This window comes from Pseudoalteromonas neustonica (assembly GCF_001653135.1).
GTDB classification, from domain to species: Bacteria; Pseudomonadota; Gammaproteobacteria; order Enterobacterales; family Alteromonadaceae; genus Pseudoalteromonas; species Pseudoalteromonas neustonica.
The window spans coordinates 246,819-263,664 of sequence record NZ_BDDS01000004.1 but is presented as its reverse complement, the minus strand read 5'-3'; the positions used below and the strand labels follow the sequence as shown (position 1 = coordinate 263,664).

Sequence of the window (16,846 nt, the reverse complement as noted above, 5' to 3'; positions counted from 1 at the left end):
TATAGTACTAAAATGTCTGTTTCGCGAAGCCTCTTTAGCAAATATTATGGTTTTTCTCTAATAGGGCATAAAGCGAGTCGGGTTTTTAAGCCTTCAATAGCAATTTGTTTTATGATCAAGTTAAAAGTGATTAATACAGCAAACGCAATCTGGATTGGCCCGTCTGTAAAACCGGATTCTGTATCAAAAATCATCAAACCAAACAGTAAAAACATTACCACTAAAGCAATTTCAAGCCATTGATTAGAATAAAATGATAGTCGGCCTTCACTCTTATGGTCTTTTTTTATGTGTATGGCACAAAAGAAAGGGATTACTTTAATTTTGAAATTGGCGTTTTTTTCAACGTAGTTTTCACCGAGTTGATCAAGTTGTTGACGAAGTTTATCTATCATAAGTTATCCTAAAAAGCAGTGCGAGGATGGTACATGAAACCGCTTTGAAGGGCGAGTTAGTTAGGATATAAACTTATTCCGATCACAAAAGTGTGACAGACAAAAACCACAGAAGTTAACACAAAACGCATTTTTTGATAATCTGCATGGTAGGTTTGCCATTGTGGGTTCGACTTCTCAAAAAAGAACACTAGCCAAAAACTAACAGCTAACCATATTAAAGTGACTGTTTGTGGTACGAAAGCTAAAAACCCAAGTGGTATAACGGGTATCACGGCTTTTAAAGCATCGCTGTAACGTTGATTTCCTGCATGCCATAAATTCCCCGCCATAAACGCTAATATTGCAATACTGTAAAAGGTAAAAAATTGCATGTTAAATTGGTTACTACCAACGAGTAAAGGCCATCCAACACAGCCTAAAAATGGCACGAGGCCTAAATAACCTAACTGAATATGATTAACGAATTTGTTCATGGCTTACCTTACACGGAGTTATTAATACAAATTTAACACACCATTGTACCATTTAGAAATTGAAAAACGCTAACTTAAAAGCATGCCCATATCGCGTATACGATCGTTATAAGCAGGAAGTTCAATCTGTATATTCGATTACATCAATCCAAACAATCAATTTTATTAATTTAAGCAAACGCTCTATTGTATGTCTCAAGCCAACACACAGTGTGTTGTTATTTTTTATTTAAATACCCATGAGGAATACTATGAGCACTTCATTGATTAATACAAAACTACAACCATTCAACGCTACGGCTTATCACAATGGTGATTTTGTTGAACTAAGCGAGAAAGATGTATTAGGTAAATGGTCAATTTTCTTCTTTTACCCGGCCGATTTTACATTTGTATGCCCAACAGAATTAGGCGATGTAGCAGATCATTACGCACAATTACAAGAAATGGGTGTTGAAGTTTATTCTGTTTCTACAGATACACATTTCACGCACAAAGCGTGGCACGATACGTCAGACACTATCGGCAAAATCACTTATCCAATGATTGGCGATCCAACAGGGCGTATTACACGCAGTTTTGGTGTGATGATTGAAGAAGAAGGTTTGGCGTTACGTGGTACGTTTGTAATGAACCCTGAAGGTGAAATAAAAATCATCGAAACTCATGATTTAGGCATTGGCCGCAGTGCAAAAGAACTCGTACGCAAAGTACAAGCAGCGCAATATATTGCAACACATGATGGCGAAGTTTGTCCTGCATCATGGCAGCCAGGTGAAGAGACTCTTGCGCCGTCTCTTGATTTAGTTGGCAAAATCTAAATATATGGTTGCACATAATTAATGTGTTCCAAAACGCCCATCATCACAACTTTATTAAGCACATTAGCGTGATGATGGGCACCCTTTTGCTGAAAACGAAGGCTAAGTCATGTTAGACACAAACATAAAAAATCAATTAAAAAGCCACTTTGAATCTATAACAGATCCTGTTGAGCTGCTTATCGCTTTGGATGACAGCAAAAAGTCAACAGAATTAGAAAACCTAGCGAATGACATCGCATCATTAAGTAATCAATTTTTAGTACGAAACAACCCAGATAACGATGTACGTCGTCCTTCAATGACGGTGTACTCACCCATAAAAGAAACCCAAATAACCTTTGCGGGTGTACCTATGGGGCATGAGTTTACAAGTTTAGTGCTGGCTTTACTTCACAGTGGCGGCCATCCCAGTAAGGTCTCTGATGAGCAGCGTGCGCAGATAAGTTCGTTGAGTGAACCACTGAATTTTGAAGTATATATTTCATTGAGTTGCCAGACATGCCCGCAAGTCGTTCAAGCACTTAATTTAATGGCAGCTCTTAATCCTCTGATCACCGCCACTATGGTAGACGGTGCGTTATTTCAAGACGAAGTGGAGCAACGAAATATCCTCGCCGTGCCCGCAGTGTACTTAAATGGACAACTATTTAGTCAAGGGGCAATGACGCTTAGTACGATTTTAAATAAAGTTGATAGTAAGGCAGGCGTTCGTCAAGCTCAATCGCTGAACGAAAAAGAGCAATTTGATGTATTAGTGGTCGGTGGTGGCCCTGCAGGTGCATCTGCAGCCATCTATGCCGCGCGAAAAGGCTTGAATACAGGTATTGTTGCTGAACGTTTTGGTGGTCAAGTGGCGGATACATTAAGTATAGAGAATTTTATATCGATTAAAGCAACAGAAGGCCCCAAACTTGTTGCCCAACTTGAAGAACACGTTAAAGAATATAATGTGGATGTAATGAATAATCAACGTGCTGTAGGGCTAAGTTATAACAATGGCTATGACATCACTTTAGAAAATGGCGCAGTGTTAAGTGCTAAATCCTTAGTACTTGCAACAGGTGCTCGCTGGCGCGAAATGAATGTGCCTGGGGAGAGCCAATATCGTGGACATGGCGTTGCTTATTGCCCGCACTGTGATGGACCGCTATTTAAAGGTAAATCGGTTGCGGTGATCGGTGGTGGTAACTCAGGTATTGAAGCGGCAATTGATTTAGCGAATATCGTAGAACATGTCACAGTTTTAGAATTTGCTAACACATTACGTGCTGATGAAGTACTCATACGAAAAGCGAATAGTTTAAAGAATATTACGATTATAAAAAATGCACAAACTACTGCGGTGCTAGGTGACGGCAAGCGTGTAACGGGGCTTAGCTACACTGATCGCGAATCGGGTGAGAGCAAAATGATAAGTCTTGCAGGTATTTTTGTGCAAATAGGGCTTATACCAAATACAGAGTGGCTTAAAAACAGTGATGTGTCGTTAACACGATTTGGTGAGATAGAAATCGACGCAAAGGGATCAACATCTTTACCCGGTGTGTTTGGTGCCGGTGATGTAACCACGACACCTTTTAAACAAATAATCATCGCGATGGGCAGCGGTGCAACCGCGAGTCTTGGCGCGTTTGATTATTTAATTCGCCACAGTGATAACGACGCTGCTGTGGCATAAAAGCTCTTGATTTAGCAGTTTACACCCATGACTGCTATTTTCCAAAGCCGCCCTCTCCAAAGGCGGCTTTTTTTGTACATTAAAATAATTACTTATGTTATATTTTTTAAAAAATATAGGGGAAAGTAAATGTACAAAGGAAGTTGCTTGTGTAAAAAAATAGCGATTAAAATCGATGGCCCTATCAGCAGCATTATTCATTGTCATTGCTCTTTGTGTCGAAAATCAAGCGGAACAGCATATGCAACTAATGGGTTTGTAGCGCGAAGCGATTTTACCATTACTAAAGGGCAAGACTCTCTGAGCATGTTTGAGTTTAAACCGGGTCGAAATCGGTATTTTTGTAGTAAATGTGGCTCACCTGTTTACAGTGAAAACTTAGCCGATATAACGCGTCTAAGACTACGCTTAGGTATTCTCGATAGTGGCATAACACAGCGACCTATTAGCCACAATTTTTGTAGTTCTAAAGCTAATTGGGAGGAGTTTGATGCACAATTACCTCACTACGACGGCTTTGAACCAAGCCGCTAATTTTTAGCAGCTTATTGATATTGCGTAGCTGTAATAAATTCATTGAAGCTTTCGCACCAAATAATAACGGTATTAAAGTCAGCAATATTAATGCCTTGTGGCACTTTGACCATAAAACCATCAAATGTTTTGACGCTGCCTACCCGTGTGAAGCTTCCCTTGTGTGCTAAAAATTCAGTTTCATTATCAATAAATTTATTAGCGAGGTAAAGCTGGTAGTCAGGTCCGGGACTTAATTTGCCCGCAAACGAAATCATCCGCTTAGTTAAACGAACTTCACCCGTACCAAAATGCAATGCATCAGATCCTTCTAGGTCTTCTTTAAATTCACCGCTATAAATTGCCTTTTGAGCATGTGTTGCTAGTTCCAGTTTACTAGGAGAGGTCGGCGCAGTGATAATGGGTAGAGCATACATACCAGAACCAAAACCTAATATAAAAACAACGAGATAGGAAAGCGTACGTATCAAAGTAGTAACCATAACTAAGCCTTTTATTCTAAGTTAAATACTTTCCTTGATGATAAATTTAAGCGTTTTTCCTTTTCGCCAAAAAAGCGTTGATAAAGCAACTCAAACTCACCACTTTGTTGTAACTGAGTTAAGCCTGATTCAAGTAATATTAATAAATCTTTATTTCTATTGTGTGTATAAAAGTAATAATGACTGGGGTATTGCAACATAATTGTTGGTTCAATCATTAAATCTACATGTTTTTGTTTTGCAAGTTCGGCTTCAATTGCGGACACAGAGCGAGGGAAATAATCACCAAGGTTTGTGTCTAATGCTTTTATCATGCTTTTATAACTTAGTTCACCATTGACGGTTAAGCCACTTCGTTTGAGTACTTTATAGTCGGACCAGCTTTGTTTTTGTAACCCTACGAGCGGCTTTAATTGATTAAGCGACGAAATCCTTTTGAAGATTGCCTGCTGGTTTTTATTAATCATCAATAGGCGTTTGCCATGTATCCCTTTATACAAGGGGGAGGATGTGTGAAGTAGATCATTGTGTGCGCTAGGCTCTATAGATAACCAGGCTAAATTAATTCCACCGGGCTTATAAAGCTCTCCAGTGATCCTTTTTTTATTCATGGGCTTAATTGAGTAAATAAAGTTAACTTCTTTGCCTACCTTAGCAAAGCTTTGTGTTAGTAAAGCATGAATGTATTGATTTGTGGGTGATTCTACAATACTCGGTCGGGCTAAATGAAGATTAACAACTGCATTATTAGCTTGCGCGGCGAAAGGGAGCAATAACAATAAATAAAGCGTATAGCGTAATAAAGATGAGAAAGCCATAGTTCAGTCGTAAGTCAATAATAGTTAACATACTATAGCAAAATATTCGTAGGTTTAGGGCGTGTTGACCTTTGTGGATTGAAATTTGTTCAATCTAGGGGGGATTTAATCGCGGCGCGAGGTTTGTAACCTAGCGGGCTCGATAACTGCTCCTGCGTTATTCTACTGGCTCACATCCATGTGAGAATAAGTAAAAATCGAGTAACAAAGAGTTAATCGCCCCTAGGAAGAACCCTTTGGGCAGCGCATGTTTGGTATTTATACTGCGTTATCGCCTATTTATGGGGAACAACCACACTGCATAGGCGCTGCCTTGTCTAAATACCAAACAGCCTGCTGCAAAATCAATCACGAAAGGTCAACACGCCCTAGTGTTGAATTTATTATAATTTAATTAGCAAAAAAACCAGTGTGTTTTAAAATTAGTATTATACTTTTCTAATAATAGAAGTAAATTTGGAACGCTATGCTTAATAATTACTCAGTACGAACCCGATTAGGAGTACTGGCAATACTGCCAGTACTGATATTTATTTTAACGGCTGTATTTTCTATAAATACAATGGGAAGCTTAGTTGTAGGAATCGATGATTTATACGAAGACAGGGTTGTTCCACTTAAGCAAATAAAGAATGTGTCAGATAATTATGCTGTGAATATTGTTGACTTATTTCATAAGTATAGAGCAGGAAATATTCCAAAGCCTGACTTTTTGAGTGCAGTGAACGATGCAAAAAATACTGCAGATAGCGAATGGCAAGCATATCTTAGTACTAACTTAACGGATGAAGAGCGGCGCTTAGTGAGTGTCGTAGAAAACAAACTTTTGCCTGTTCAAGCACACCTGAAAAACCTACTCGATAGTATTACAAACGAAGAATTCCAATCTGTGTCTCAGCAACAATTTGTGAGTGATCTCTATAATGTATTTGACCCTTTGAGTACAAGTTATCAAGCCTTAATAGAATTACAATTACACGAGGCCAATAGCTTCAAAGATCAAGCAAATGACAGCTATGAAGTGACGAGCTTAATAATGGAAGTGTCAGTTGTATTACTTGTATTGATTTTATTGACGATTGCCTATTTTATATACCGATCAATTCATAATCCACTTATGTCATTACGTAACACAATATCTGAAATTGCAAATGATGCAGATCTGAGATTACGAGCTAATGTTCAGGGTGAAGATGAAATTGCTGAAACAGCAACACATTTTAATAACATGGTGGCAAGAATTCATACGTTAGTAACGGACGTTTCGGGCGCGACAATGACTTTATCGTCTGCTGCTGAACAAATGAACTCGATTAGCGATCAAGTAGCGACGACAGCAACAGAGCAAGAGCAACAATCAGCGATGATAGCAACCGCGATCACGCAAATGAGTAGTGCGATTGAGCAGGTGGCTCAAAATGCACTTGCAACATCTGATAAAGCTACAAACGCAGACACTAAAGCACAACAAGGACAACAAGCAGTTGCAGATAACATAGAATCAATAAAAACGTTGTCACATTTAGTCAATGATAATACTCAACTTATAAATGAATTAAATACGCAAACAAACGATATTAATCAAGTTGTTATGATGATTCAAGGCGTTGCAGAACAAACTAATTTATTAGCCCTTAACGCAGCAATTGAAGCTGCACGAGCTGGGGATTCAGGACGAGGCTTTGCTGTTGTTGCGGATGAAGTAAGGCAGCTTGCCCATAACACCCAAAAGGCAACAGCAAGTATCAATGAAATGATCACTAAATTACAGGAAATGGCGCAACAAGCCGCTGCGTCGATGGGAAATGCTGAAAGCAGTGCCCAAGAAAGTGTTGACCATGCGCAGTATTCGTCTCAAGTATTAAGTGAGATAAATCAAGAGGTCACTCAAATTGCAGATATGAATACCCAAGTGTCAACAGCGACAGAAGAGCAAAAAATGGTTGCGCATGAGCTAAGTAGTAATATTAATGAGTTCAGCGCAAGTATTTTGTCTGTTAGTGAAAGTTCACAGCAAAATGCGCAAGCATCTCAGGAGTTAGCAATATTGGCAGCGACGTTACAGCAGCAAGTAAATGAATTTAAAATATAGTAGACCTAAACTTAAACATAAAATCTAATATTACCTCGATAGAGTACCAAGTACACGGTTGTGTATTTGGTACTAAAACTACTTAGAACGTCACTTAATTGATAATATTCCCCGGATTTTGTTGCTAACAAAGAGTTTGGTTTTTAAGTGACTAAAATACGGCTTAAGTAATTTTGACCAGCATTAAAGCCCATCAAATAACCATCAGCTAATTTCTTTGTGTTAGTGGTTGTACGACCAACTTTGAAGTTTTTAGGTGGTGCAATGATGTTTATTTTACAGTTAGCTGGCGGGTTGTGAATAAAGTCGATACTGGCATTGTAGTTTTCAGTGCGTGCTAACGTAGCGCGAATAAGTGCAGGGTAATCTTTGTAAATATGTTTTGTAAGCCAAGGTGTTTTATTTGGTTTTTTTCGATAGCCAAGCGGTTGAGAAAGTATCACGGTTACTTCATTAGCACCCATTTCATACGCTTTACGAATAGGAATTGAATCGGCAACTCCACCGTCGGTCATCTTTAATCCACCAATAGACGGAAAATCTCGATAGGCAATTGGAATAGCGCATGATGCTTTAAGTTGTTGTTCTAATTGCTTAGCTGTGGCTTTTAAATATTGGGCTTCGCCATTTTCAATTGCAGTGGCGACAATGTAAAAATCACATGATTGATTATGAAACGTTGTTAAATCAAGGCGAATATCTTTAATAGTCTGTTGCCATAACCAATCTAAATCGAACAAGTGCCCGCCACGAATAAATCGTGATAAATTTATAAATTCAGGCCTGCAAGAGTAATCGGTAATTACTTTATGATTTCGCTTGGGTTGTTTACACAAATAAGCGGCGATGTTGGTTGCGCCTGCAGACACACCAAAACAGCGGTTAAAAGGTTGATATTGGGCAGTCAAAAAAGCATCAAGTACACCCGTGGCAAATATCCCACGCATAGCGCCACCTTCAACAACTAAAGCATGAGATGAATGATTCATAGCGTTACTCTCTTTTTAGAATAACGCTATGCTAACAATTTCATTGTTAATTCGCGAGGGAGAATGTGAGTTTACCTGCAGTAATTAATCACTTTGTAGGGCTTCGATAGGATCAAGCTGTGACGCTTTAATTGCAGGGTATACGCCAAATATAAGCCCTACTAATGCACAAATACTAAAAGACAATACAATAGCGGTCATGGACCAAGATACAGCCCACTGAGAATAGATTGAAATAATTTCAGATAAACCAATACCAAAGACAACGCCTAATAAACCACCCAAAATAGAAATAGTGAAGCTTTCAGCAATAAATTGTATGCGGATATCTTTTTGTGTCGCGCCGATAGCACGTAATAAACCAATTTCTTTGGTACGCTCAAGCACAGTGGCAAGCATAATATTCATAATACCAATCCCTCCAACGAGCAATGAAATACCTGCAACGCACGACATAACGATATTAAATATTTGTTGGGTTTGTTTTTGCTGTGCTAATAAAGCGGCTGGAATGACTAATTCAAAATCATCAATATCACTGTGACGATTTTGCAGCAGATGTTCTAATGCTTGGGCTGCGATAATGGGGTCTACAGACTTATCAATCGCCAGTTTTAAGCTGGTTACTTCACTATCGAGTAAACCGCTTTTAAAGCGGTGTAGCGCCGTACTTAGAGGGATAAACACTTGATTTTGTTCATTGCCTAGTTTCACACCTTGAAACTCTTTCTTTTTTAAATAGGGAGATTGTAAAATGCCAATGACTTTAAACCAGAGGTGATTGATTTTAATTTGTTGCCCAAGGGCGTCACCTAATGGAAAAAGTTGTTTGGCGGTATTTGCGCCTAACATAGCCACTTGTGCAAACTGTTGTTGATCGTTTTGATTTAAAACACGACCGGAAAAAATTTGGAAGTGTGATAATTCAAAAAAGTTTGCACTAACACCAACAGCGGACGCATCGCTTTTATTGTATTGACTAAAGATATGGTATGTCTCAATTGTTTTTTGCGCCGCATAATCAGTGATGAAAGGCAGTGACGCATGAGCGACTTGAGCATCTCGAAGGTTCAAACCTGCAGAGTGTTTACGTTGTTCTTTTAATTCCTTTTCATCAAATTCTTTTGCATTAACAATTAAGTTATACAAGCCCATAGAGTCAATCATTTTCATTGCTTCTTGCTCTGCACCTTCACCAATATTGAGCATCGCAATAACGGCACCCACACCAAAAATCATTCCTAATAGAGTCAGCAAGGTACGTAATTTATGCTGCGCAAGCTCTAACGTGGTGTCGATAAATAAACTCAAATATTTCATTGGGCGTCCTTCATATTAATTAAGGAGATCACATTACCAGAGGCGACACCTTCAACTATTTCAACGTGGCTTAAATTATGTTTGCCTAATTTTACAGTGGTTTTAATAAACTCATTGTGTACTTCGGTGTAAACATAATGGGCATTTTGTTCAGTAAATACGCTTTGTTTTGGTACTATTAAGCGTTCGCTTTCTGGGGTAACCAAAATATGTGCGTTGAGTTTCAAACCTGGTCGTAATGCAGCGCTTTGTTCATTAATATTTGCTTTTAATTCGTAATATTTTTGTGGATCGCCACGTTTAATAGACTTTGGAAAAGGAGACACTTCAATTAATTCACCGCTAAATTGTTGATCAGGTAAAGCGATAAGCTTAAACGTTAGAGTTTGACCCACTGCTAAATCAATGGCCTCACGCTCAGATACATAAAGGATTAGTTGCATTTGGCTGACATCGGGTAACGCTGCAATCTTTTGCCCTGGCCATAGCGTTTCACCAGCTCGGGGTTTTTCACCACGCCAATTAGTGTCATGGGTTAGTAAGCCATCATGGGGGGCAACTATTTCAAGTTGTGATAAGTTAGTATTTAAAGATGCTAATTTTTGTTGATGTTGATCTTTTCTCATTTTTAACAGCATTAATTCGCCAGTTGCGCCTTGTTCAAAGCGTTCGACCTGCCAGTCATAGTAATTATGTTTTGCATTTAAAAACTCAACATTTTGTTGTGACTCTAAGATCTCTAGCTTGGAGATAATGCGTTCATCTTCGATTGAATAGTCTTCGGCAAACTGTTTTTCTTCACTAACCAATACAATGTCATGATTTAAAATTGTTTTATCTTTTTCTATTGCGCCTGATTTTTGCGTTAAGTCTTCATCAGCCATGGCGGTTTGATTTGTAATTTTTTGACTTTGACGGCGCATTTTCTCCCCATCAAAACGCGCAATCACTTCGCCTTTTTTGACTTGGCTATACTCAGGCATTAACCACGCTAAAGTTTGCGGTCCTTGACTTGATGCAGGGGCAACTATAAGGGTTTCGTTTGCAGCAACTAAATGGCCCTTGGCTTCAACTTCGGTTTTAAAGCTATGTGTGCTGACGGTATAAGTCAGGGCATTTTGAACTTTATTTTCTTTAGAACAACCACTTAATATAAGCGCAGTGGTAATTAAGCTCAATACAAAACGGATTTTCATAATTTCACCTCATCACCTTGTTGTAAACCGCTTTTAATCACGGCGAGATTATCAGTGAAATGGCTAATCTCTATCAATTGTTTATTATTCTCCGTAGTCTCAACAAAGGGTCCTTGTAAATCATACTGTAAGCTAGCTAAAGGGATACTTAAAGCCTGTGCAAGTAATGCGGTGGTTATCTCTAAGCGTGCTGTTAGGCCTGGTCTTATTGCGCTAATATCAAGGTTATCAATACTGATAATTGCATCTACAATACGGCGTTTATCTTGGTATGATTTTTCTCTAAACACACGGCCTAAGCTTTTTACCTTTCCTGAAACAACTAACTCAGTACTACCATCAATGGTAATTTTAACCGTTTGCCCGGGCGTTATTTTACCGCTATCGGGCTCATCGATTTGTGCTTTTACTTGCATATTCTCCAGCACAGCAAGTTCCATAACCGGTTGGCCAAATTGTACGCTTTCACCTATGGATGATTTTTCACCTTGGTAATTGGTTTTGTAAATTACTAGGCCATCTATCGGGGCTTTTACTTTAAGACGATCAATATCTTGTAAATATCCGTCCACTTCGCTCTGTAGCCGAGCAACCTTGCTCTTTGCCATTTTTAGATTTAACTCTTTGCTTTGTTGTTGAAAGGTTTGTTTACTTTTAGCAAGGGTTAAATCATTGTTTGCAATTGTAAAATCAATTTGTGATTTTTTACGGTCAACTTCAGAACGAGAATGATCGACAATATCTGCTTTGCGTTTAGCTTTATCGTAATTCATTTTCATTTCAGCCACGGAGAGTGTTAATTCTTGTTCTTTGATGAGTTCTTTATTTTGGGCATTTTCTAGCTGTTTTTTTGCCCGTAGTAACTCTGATTGTTTTTCAATTAGTTTATCTCGAACTTGTTTGTCGTCGAACGAGACAATGACTTCACCTTGCTTAACGTGTGTATTTTCAGGTTTCATCGTTTTAATTTGGTATTGCCACATACGGGCGACAGACGGCGGGGCAATGATTGCTGTTGTTGAAGATTCCAACTCGCCGTTAGCATTGACGGTAATAGCAATGTCACTGCTTTTAACAACATGGGTTTGTTGGCTCTCGTCATTGCATGCGCTTAATACACACACAAACATGATTACTGTACATACTAATAAGGCTTTATTCCTCATCTGTATCTGCTCCTATTGTTAGCTTTGCGCTCATACCTGGCAACAGATTTAATGCAACAGCGCTAAAATTAAAACGAGTTCTAAAATAAGCGTCTTTTCCCCATTGTAAGCGTTCTTCTGGTTGAGTTGAGACTTCGCTTAGCGTAGCGCTTAGTGGCTGTTGTAAATAGGCGTCAAATAGTAACTGTGCCTGTTGTCCGAGCTTTAACTGATGGTAATCAATTTCATGTACCCATGCTTCAATATAAAGCTCACTCATGGCTGGTATTTCGGCAATTTTCCAACCCGGTTGCGCAGTCATACCTACAAACGCTTTTTCGCCATTCCACGGGTGGTTGGCATATAATACGGGCCCCGATCGCAGAGCTTGAATACTCATACTAGCAAGCTGATTTTTGTTATATTCAAGATTAGTTTTTAATTGTTCAATGGTTAGTAATTGTTTGTTATAAGCAACGCTATTCTCTGTTTTTACTTGCAACAGTTCTTCAGATGCTTTTTGTTTATTAATTAAAGCCTTCTCAAATTCAAGCTGATTTTTTTGATAGTCATAAGTACTTAAATTAACTTGAGGAATAGCAGCATCAATACGCGCACGTTCTAATAAAAGCTCAGAGCGCTTAAAGTTAAACTCAGCTTCAATTTGATTTTCTTTATTACTGGTGGTGATCCTAATAAGCTCTTCTTGTGCGGCTTCAAGGTTAACTTCATCTTGCTCTATTTCAGTTGCAATTGTGCCGCTATCAAATACTACAACGGTATCACCTTTTTGCGCTATTTCGCCTTCCTCCATCATCCATTGGACTTGCACACGCCATGTATCTGACTTGGGAGCGTAGAATATTTGATTTTCACTAGCTTTTAGTTCGCCACTGAGCAATAAGCTTTGGGCAAAAGTTGAAAATGACAAACTACTAAAAAGTAAGATAAGGCTGGTTTTAATCAATTTATTTTTTAACATCCGCTGTCCTCAATCACTACACCATCTTTCATTCGAATTACGCGTTTAGCGTAAGCTGCAATATCTTCTTCATGTGTCACCATGACTAAGGTGTGTCCTTGCTGGTGGAGCGAGCACAGTAACTCCATTATTTCATGGGATGTTTTGCTATCGAGGTTACCGGTAGGTTCATCTGCAAAAATTACTTGCGGGTTATTCACTAATGCTCTGGCAATGGCAACGCGCTGACGTTGCCCCCCTGACATTTCAAATGGTTTATGGTGCGCACGATTTTGTAAACCAACCTTATCAAGCATCGCCATTGCGCGATCACTAGCTTGTTGTTTTGGCATATCGGTATAGCGCAGTGGTAGGGCAACATTTTCTTGTGCGCTTAGTCGTGTTAACAAGTGAAAGGTTTGAAATATAAAGCCAATTTTCTTATTGCGAATAGCAGAAAGGCTCTCGTCATGTACCTCCTTTATACTTTCATCAGAAAGTAAATAATTACCAGAAGTTGGCGTGTCGAGACACCCTAGAATATTCATTAAAGTAGACTTTCCTGAGCCGGATGCGCCCATCACCGCGACAAATTCACCTTCTTTAATATGTAACGATACGTTATCTAATGCAATTACTTGCGTTTCACCTGCACCATAAGTACGGCAAAGATTTTCGACCCTGATCATATGCTGACTTTTATTTTTATAATTATGGCTAATTAAACTAACGGGAAAAGGTAACAGGAACAAGCAAAAGATTTTTTGCTTTATTGAATAAAATTAAGCTACCGTTAAAGATAAAACCCGGTTAACAAATTTGTATCTTTTTATGTTTATTATATTAACTCTGAGTGGGTTTAATTGATTTTTGATGGATTAAAGCACTTAATTGCTTTGATTTTTGAAATAAAAAGAAATGTTTTTTGTTACAAAAAATATATAAGACATGAGAGGCAAATAACGTGAAATAGCTTCACGTTATTTGATTTTTATTGAGATAATTAAAGCGTTTCAACCCACATTACACCAACTTCTTTTTTTACTACTTTAACATGCGTACCAGCGGATAGTGGTTGGTGACTTTTTAGCTTCCAGCTGATCCCAGAGTATGAATGTGTACTAAGACCCTGCTCATTAACATGGCTATTGAGTATAAAATCGAGCTCAGCAAAATCACTTTTAACTTCTTTAGTGTCTACATTGTCTTGCATACGCTTAAGAGGTTTCCACAGTAAAGCAGCCAGTGCCGCTGTTACAAGGGTATTACTCCACAATGCAGTCGTTAATGAATTATCCAATATTGAAAAATTCATCATCAAACCGGTTGCAAACAACGACATGCCTAAAAATAATAATATAAAAGTCGACATTCCTAATACAGCAACCTCAATAATGAGAGCTGCAATGCCTAAAATCATCAGCACTTCAGGTAAATTATTAGTAATGAGATCCATGATTATCCCCTTAGTCGTTTAGCTTTTTTGTTTAGTATTTAACGTATTAATAATCGACATTGCTTGTGCCACCATTGAGCTGGCATCAGTCCCGTTATCTGGTAGTAAAACAACTGAAGATTCTTTAGCAATAGCTTGTTTAGCGGCAATTGCTTTTGACGCAAGATCTAATTGAATTGCTTTTTGCCCTTGTTCAGTATCAGCAGCTTCACCGACTTTACGTAATGCATCTGCTTGTGCTTCTGCAACGGCAATAATCGCTTTAGCTTCACCTTCAGCGCGCAGTATTTGTTCGGCTTTTTCAGCTTCGGCAGCTAATACTTGGGCTTGCTTTTTACCTTCGGCAACATTGATGTTAGCTTGGCGATCACCTTCTGATTCTAAAATCTGTGCACGTTTAACACGCTCGGCCTTCATTTGCGCTTCCATCGCTTCCATTACAGATTGCGGTGGCACAATGTCTTTAATCTCGTACCGTAATACTTGAATACCCCACGGCTCAGCCGCTTGGTTAATTGCGCTTACGATATTGGTATTGAGTAGATCACGTTCTTCAAAGGTTTTATCAAGTTCCATTTTACCAAGCTCTGAACGCATGGTTGTTTGCGAAAGTTGAGTGACAGCAAATACATAATCGTCAACACCGTAAGTGGCGCGGTATGGGTCAAGTACCCTAAAGTATAAAACACCATCAACAATCAATGAAATGTTGTCTTTAGTGATGGCCGATTGAGAAGGCACATCTTGTGCTTGTTCTTTTAAGCTGCGATCTGCGGCAATACGATCAATAAATGGGATAATAAAGTTTAATCCGGCTTCTTTAGTTGATTGATATTTACCAAAACGTTCGATTAACCAAGCACGGTTTTGTGGTACAAACTTAACACTGCTTTTAAGCAGCACTAATACAAAAATGAGTAAAAACGCTTCAACAGTAAACAGCATGTTGAATATTTGCGCAATTGGGTCCATGTATACTCTCCTTAGATTTTTTATTAGACTAGAGCAATGATTATGCGTGTAAATATGATGAGATACGAGCTTTAATGAAAACAAACACAACTTTTTTACAAAATGTAAAACAGCAAGCGACAGCGAAACCTGCATCAGAATTAGAACGTTTATGGCAGCGAATAGATAAGCACACCAAGCGTAACGCAAACTTTGAGATTAAAAAAAGTACGCTATTCAATCAGTTTAAAGAGCAAGTGGAGCCTCACGAGCACCACCAAGCCCGTATGATGGCAGAGCAAATTATTCATCTGAGTAAATTTATTCAGCGTAAAAGCCTGACGATTGAGCAGCGCAATGAGCTTGTAGATTGGATAAACGAAGATTTAGAATACTTATCAGGGCACCCATTTATTGGTGAGTTGGAAATTGAAAAAGTAACGCAAATCTTTCAATCGCATTTAAGCAAGCACAATCACGATACAGTTAATGCAATTGATTCATCCCAGTTGAATCTTTTACGAACTATGCTCCAACAAGATTTCCCCGGTTTAGAGTTAACAGATGAAGACTTGAGAGAAATTGCCGTCAATCCCCAAAAACTTTATCAGCATCTTGATGAACAAGGCTTTGGTGAGGATGAAGAAAGCGACGACGATGCATTTAATCCAGGCAATGCACATGCAGAACAAGATGAAGACTGGGATGATTTTTTTGATCAATTCGAACGATTCGACCGCGATGAAATTAAACAACAAAAGACGGATGCAAAATTAGAAAAGCTATTTAAAAGCTCGCAACTAAACAAAATGTATAAACGTTTAGCAGCAAAACTTCACCCGGATAAAGAGCCTGATCCAACCAAAAAGGCTGAAAAGCACGAACTTATGCAGCAACTAGGGCAGGCCCGTAAAGCAAAAGATGGCTTTACCTTATTGCAGTTATACATAACTCATTTTGATGACGACGTAGATTTTGATGAAGAAACTAAAGCTAACTTAATTCCGCTACTGCAAAATAAAATAGTTGAGTTAAATAAACTGCACCGCCAGCAAAAAGAAGGCAATGATCCGCATTCACTCGTATGGCGTAAATTTAATGGTCGTAGTAAAGCGCAAATTAAACATAATTTTACTAATCATATCGCTGCTTTAAATAGTGAGTGTGAAGAAATATCCGAGCGTTTAGGATACTGCACCACAGTAAAATTACTTAAAGAAGAGCTAAATGATCGGATTAATAATAAACGCCATATGCCTATGTCTTTTGACGATGCGCTAGAAAGCATGTTTAATTTTTGATTTAAACAAGCTAGGGCATGTTTATCTTTCGAGGTTAAATTTGCAGCAGTATGTTTGGTATTTAGGCAAGGCAGAGCCTATGGTGTGTGGTTGTTCCCCATAAATAGGCGATAACGCAGCATAAATGCCAAACACACGCTGCCCTTCGGGGTTCTTCCTAGGGGCGTGAGCAGGACGCGGAAGCTTTGCTCGACTTTTACTTAGCCCACTAGGTTACAAATCTCGCGC

At 38.7% G+C, this 16,846-nt stretch carries 17 protein-coding genes; 5 read left to right on the top strand and 12 right to left on the bottom strand.

Translation table 11 applies throughout. The features are described from left to right. Positions 1-44: 44 nt before the first annotated feature. Together A7967_RS08535 and A7967_RS08530 are read right to left on the bottom strand one after the other, a co-directional pair. A complete protein-coding gene (locus A7967_RS08535) occupies positions 45-395 on the bottom strand; it encodes a hypothetical protein (protein ID WP_054205034.1) in 351 nt (116 codons plus the stop codon). A 56-nt stretch (positions 396-451) separates the two neighbouring features. Next, entirely contained in the window at positions 452-871 is a 420-nt protein-coding gene (locus A7967_RS08530; protein ID WP_054205033.1) for a DUF3429 domain-containing protein, read from the bottom strand. Positions 872-1,122: 251 nt separating this feature from the next. Here A7967_RS08530 and ahpC point away from each other — a divergent pair, with 251 nt between their 5' ends. The 3 genes from ahpC (at position 1,123) to A7967_RS08515 (ending at position 3,907) form a co-directional block, all read left to right on the top strand. Beyond that, positions 1,123-1,692 carry an alkyl hydroperoxide reductase subunit C gene (gene ahpC, locus A7967_RS08525; protein ID WP_054205032.1) on the top strand — a complete coding sequence of 190 codons (570 nt, stop codon included), beginning with the start codon at positions 1,123-1,125 and terminating at the stop codon, positions 1,690-1,692. 109 nt (positions 1,693-1,801) lie between these two features. Next, positions 1,802-3,373 carry an alkyl hydroperoxide reductase subunit F gene (ahpF, locus tag A7967_RS08520; protein ID WP_054205031.1) on the top strand — a complete coding sequence of 524 codons (1,572 nt, stop codon included), beginning with the start codon at positions 1,802-1,804 and terminating at the stop codon, positions 3,371-3,373. 129 nt (positions 3,374-3,502) lie between these two features. After that, positions 3,503-3,907, top strand: a complete 405-nt coding sequence (locus A7967_RS08515) for a GFA family protein (protein ID WP_054205030.1) — start codon at positions 3,503-3,505, stop codon at positions 3,905-3,907. A gap of 11 nt (positions 3,908-3,918) precedes the next feature. Here the strand turns inward: A7967_RS08515 and A7967_RS08510 are convergent, their stop codons facing one another. Together A7967_RS08510 and A7967_RS08505 are read right to left on the bottom strand one after the other, a co-directional pair. Beyond that, a complete protein-coding gene (locus tag A7967_RS08510) occupies positions 3,919-4,389 on the bottom strand; it encodes a DM13 domain-containing protein (RefSeq protein ID WP_054205029.1) in 471 nt (156 codons plus the stop codon). A gap of 11 nt (positions 4,390-4,400) precedes the next feature. Next, positions 4,401-5,207 carry a type 2 periplasmic-binding domain-containing protein gene (locus A7967_RS08505; protein ID WP_054205028.1) on the bottom strand — a complete coding sequence of 269 codons (807 nt, stop codon included), beginning with the start codon at positions 5,205-5,207 and terminating at the stop codon, positions 4,401-4,403. A gap of 466 nt (positions 5,208-5,673) precedes the next feature. On the opposite strand from A7967_RS08505, the gene A7967_RS08500 reads away from it, so the two are divergent. Continuing rightward, a complete protein-coding gene (locus A7967_RS08500; protein WP_054205027.1) occupies positions 5,674-7,299 on the top strand; it encodes a methyl-accepting chemotaxis protein in 1,626 nt (541 codons plus the stop codon). Positions 7,300-7,442: 143 nt separating this feature from the next. On the opposite strand, the gene A7967_RS08495 is transcribed toward A7967_RS08500, so the two are convergent. The 8 genes from A7967_RS08495 to A7967_RS08460 form a co-directional block, all read right to left on the bottom strand. Next, positions 7,443-8,288, bottom strand: a complete 846-nt coding sequence (locus tag A7967_RS08495; RefSeq protein ID WP_054205026.1) for a patatin-like phospholipase family protein — start codon at positions 8,286-8,288, stop codon at positions 7,443-7,445. 84 nt (positions 8,289-8,372) lie between these two features. Next, positions 8,373-9,608, bottom strand: coding sequence for an ABC transporter permease (locus tag A7967_RS08490; RefSeq protein WP_054205025.1), 1,236 nt, complete (start codon positions 9,606-9,608; stop codon positions 8,373-8,375). Further along, positions 9,605-10,804, bottom strand: coding sequence for an efflux RND transporter periplasmic adaptor subunit (locus A7967_RS08485; protein ID WP_054205024.1), 1,200 nt, complete (start codon positions 10,802-10,804; stop codon positions 9,605-9,607). The genes A7967_RS08490 and A7967_RS08485 overlap by 4 nt, the downstream gene beginning before the upstream one ends. Continuing rightward, complete coding sequence (locus tag A7967_RS08480; RefSeq protein ID WP_054205023.1) at positions 10,801-11,970, bottom strand: efflux RND transporter periplasmic adaptor subunit; 1,170 nt, start codon at positions 11,968-11,970, stop codon at positions 10,801-10,803. Before A7967_RS08480 ends, A7967_RS08485 begins: the two co-directional genes overlap by 4 nt. Next, positions 11,960-12,931, bottom strand: coding sequence for an HlyD family secretion protein (locus tag A7967_RS08475; protein ID WP_054205022.1), 972 nt, complete (start codon positions 12,929-12,931; stop codon positions 11,960-11,962). The genes A7967_RS08480 and A7967_RS08475 overlap by 11 nt, the downstream gene beginning before the upstream one ends. Beyond that, positions 12,925-13,599: an ABC transporter ATP-binding protein gene (locus A7967_RS08470; protein WP_054205021.1), complete on the bottom strand. Its 675-nt coding sequence runs from the start codon at positions 13,597-13,599 to the stop codon at positions 12,925-12,927. The genes A7967_RS08475 and A7967_RS08470 overlap by 7 nt, the downstream gene beginning before the upstream one ends. Before the next feature lie 314 nt (positions 13,600-13,913). Then, positions 13,914-14,366: an NfeD family protein gene (locus tag A7967_RS08465; RefSeq protein ID WP_054205020.1), complete on the bottom strand. Its 453-nt coding sequence runs from the start codon at positions 14,364-14,366 to the stop codon at positions 13,914-13,916. Positions 14,367-14,384: 18 nt separating this feature from the next. Further along, a complete protein-coding gene (locus A7967_RS08460; protein ID WP_054205019.1) occupies positions 14,385-15,338 on the bottom strand; it encodes an SPFH domain-containing protein in 954 nt (317 codons plus the stop codon). Positions 15,339-15,412: 74 nt separating this feature from the next. On the opposite strand from A7967_RS08460, the gene A7967_RS08455 reads away from it, so the two are divergent. Beyond that, positions 15,413-16,618 (top strand): J domain-containing protein, encoded by a 1,206-nt coding sequence (locus tag A7967_RS08455; protein ID WP_054205018.1) that lies wholly within the window; start codon positions 15,413-15,415, stop codon positions 16,616-16,618. The last annotated feature ends 228 nt before the right edge of the window (positions 16,619-16,846 follow it).

Excerpts from the sequence above, each read along its gene's own strand:
- A7967_RS08535 (WP_054205034.1), bottom strand. The coding sequence starts at position 395 with ATGATAGATAAACTTCGTCAACAACTTGATCAACTCGGTGAAAACTAC.
- A7967_RS08530 (WP_054205033.1), bottom strand. The coding sequence starts at position 871 with ATGAACAAATTCGTTAATCATATTCAGTTAGGTTATTTAGGCCTCGTG.
- ahpC (WP_054205032.1), top strand. The coding sequence starts at position 1,123 with ATGAGCACTTCATTGATTAATACAAAACTACAACCATTCAACGCTACG.
- ahpF (WP_054205031.1), top strand. The coding sequence starts at position 1,802 with ATGTTAGACACAAACATAAAAAATCAATTAAAAAGCCACTTTGAATCT.
- A7967_RS08515 (WP_054205030.1), top strand. The coding sequence starts at position 3,503 with ATGTACAAAGGAAGTTGCTTGTGTAAAAAAATAGCGATTAAAATCGAT.
- A7967_RS08510 (WP_054205029.1), bottom strand. The coding sequence starts at position 4,389 with ATGGTTACTACTTTGATACGTACGCTTTCCTATCTCGTTGTTTTTATA.
- A7967_RS08505 (WP_054205028.1), bottom strand. The coding sequence starts at position 5,207 with ATGGCTTTCTCATCTTTATTACGCTATACGCTTTATTTATTGTTATTG.
- A7967_RS08500 (WP_054205027.1), top strand. The coding sequence starts at position 5,674 with ATGCTTAATAATTACTCAGTACGAACCCGATTAGGAGTACTGGCAATA.
- A7967_RS08495 (WP_054205026.1), bottom strand. The coding sequence starts at position 8,288 with ATGAATCATTCATCTCATGCTTTAGTTGTTGAAGGTGGCGCTATGCGT.
- A7967_RS08490 (WP_054205025.1), bottom strand. The coding sequence starts at position 9,608 with ATGAAATATTTGAGTTTATTTATCGACACCACGTTAGAGCTTGCGCAG.
- A7967_RS08485 (WP_054205024.1), bottom strand. The coding sequence starts at position 10,804 with ATGAAAATCCGTTTTGTATTGAGCTTAATTACCACTGCGCTTATATTA.
- A7967_RS08480 (WP_054205023.1), bottom strand. The coding sequence starts at position 11,970 with ATGAGGAATAAAGCCTTATTAGTATGTACAGTAATCATGTTTGTGTGT.
- A7967_RS08475 (WP_054205022.1), bottom strand. The coding sequence starts at position 12,931 with ATGTTAAAAAATAAATTGATTAAAACCAGCCTTATCTTACTTTTTAGT.
- A7967_RS08470 (WP_054205021.1), bottom strand. The coding sequence starts at position 13,599 with ATGATCAGGGTCGAAAATCTTTGCCGTACTTATGGTGCAGGTGAAACG.
- A7967_RS08465 (WP_054205020.1), bottom strand. The coding sequence starts at position 14,366 with ATGGATCTCATTACTAATAATTTACCTGAAGTGCTGATGATTTTAGGC.
- A7967_RS08460 (WP_054205019.1), bottom strand. The coding sequence starts at position 15,338 with ATGGACCCAATTGCGCAAATATTCAACATGCTGTTTACTGTTGAAGCG.
- A7967_RS08455 (WP_054205018.1), top strand. The coding sequence starts at position 15,413 with ATGAAAACAAACACAACTTTTTTACAAAATGTAAAACAGCAAGCGACA.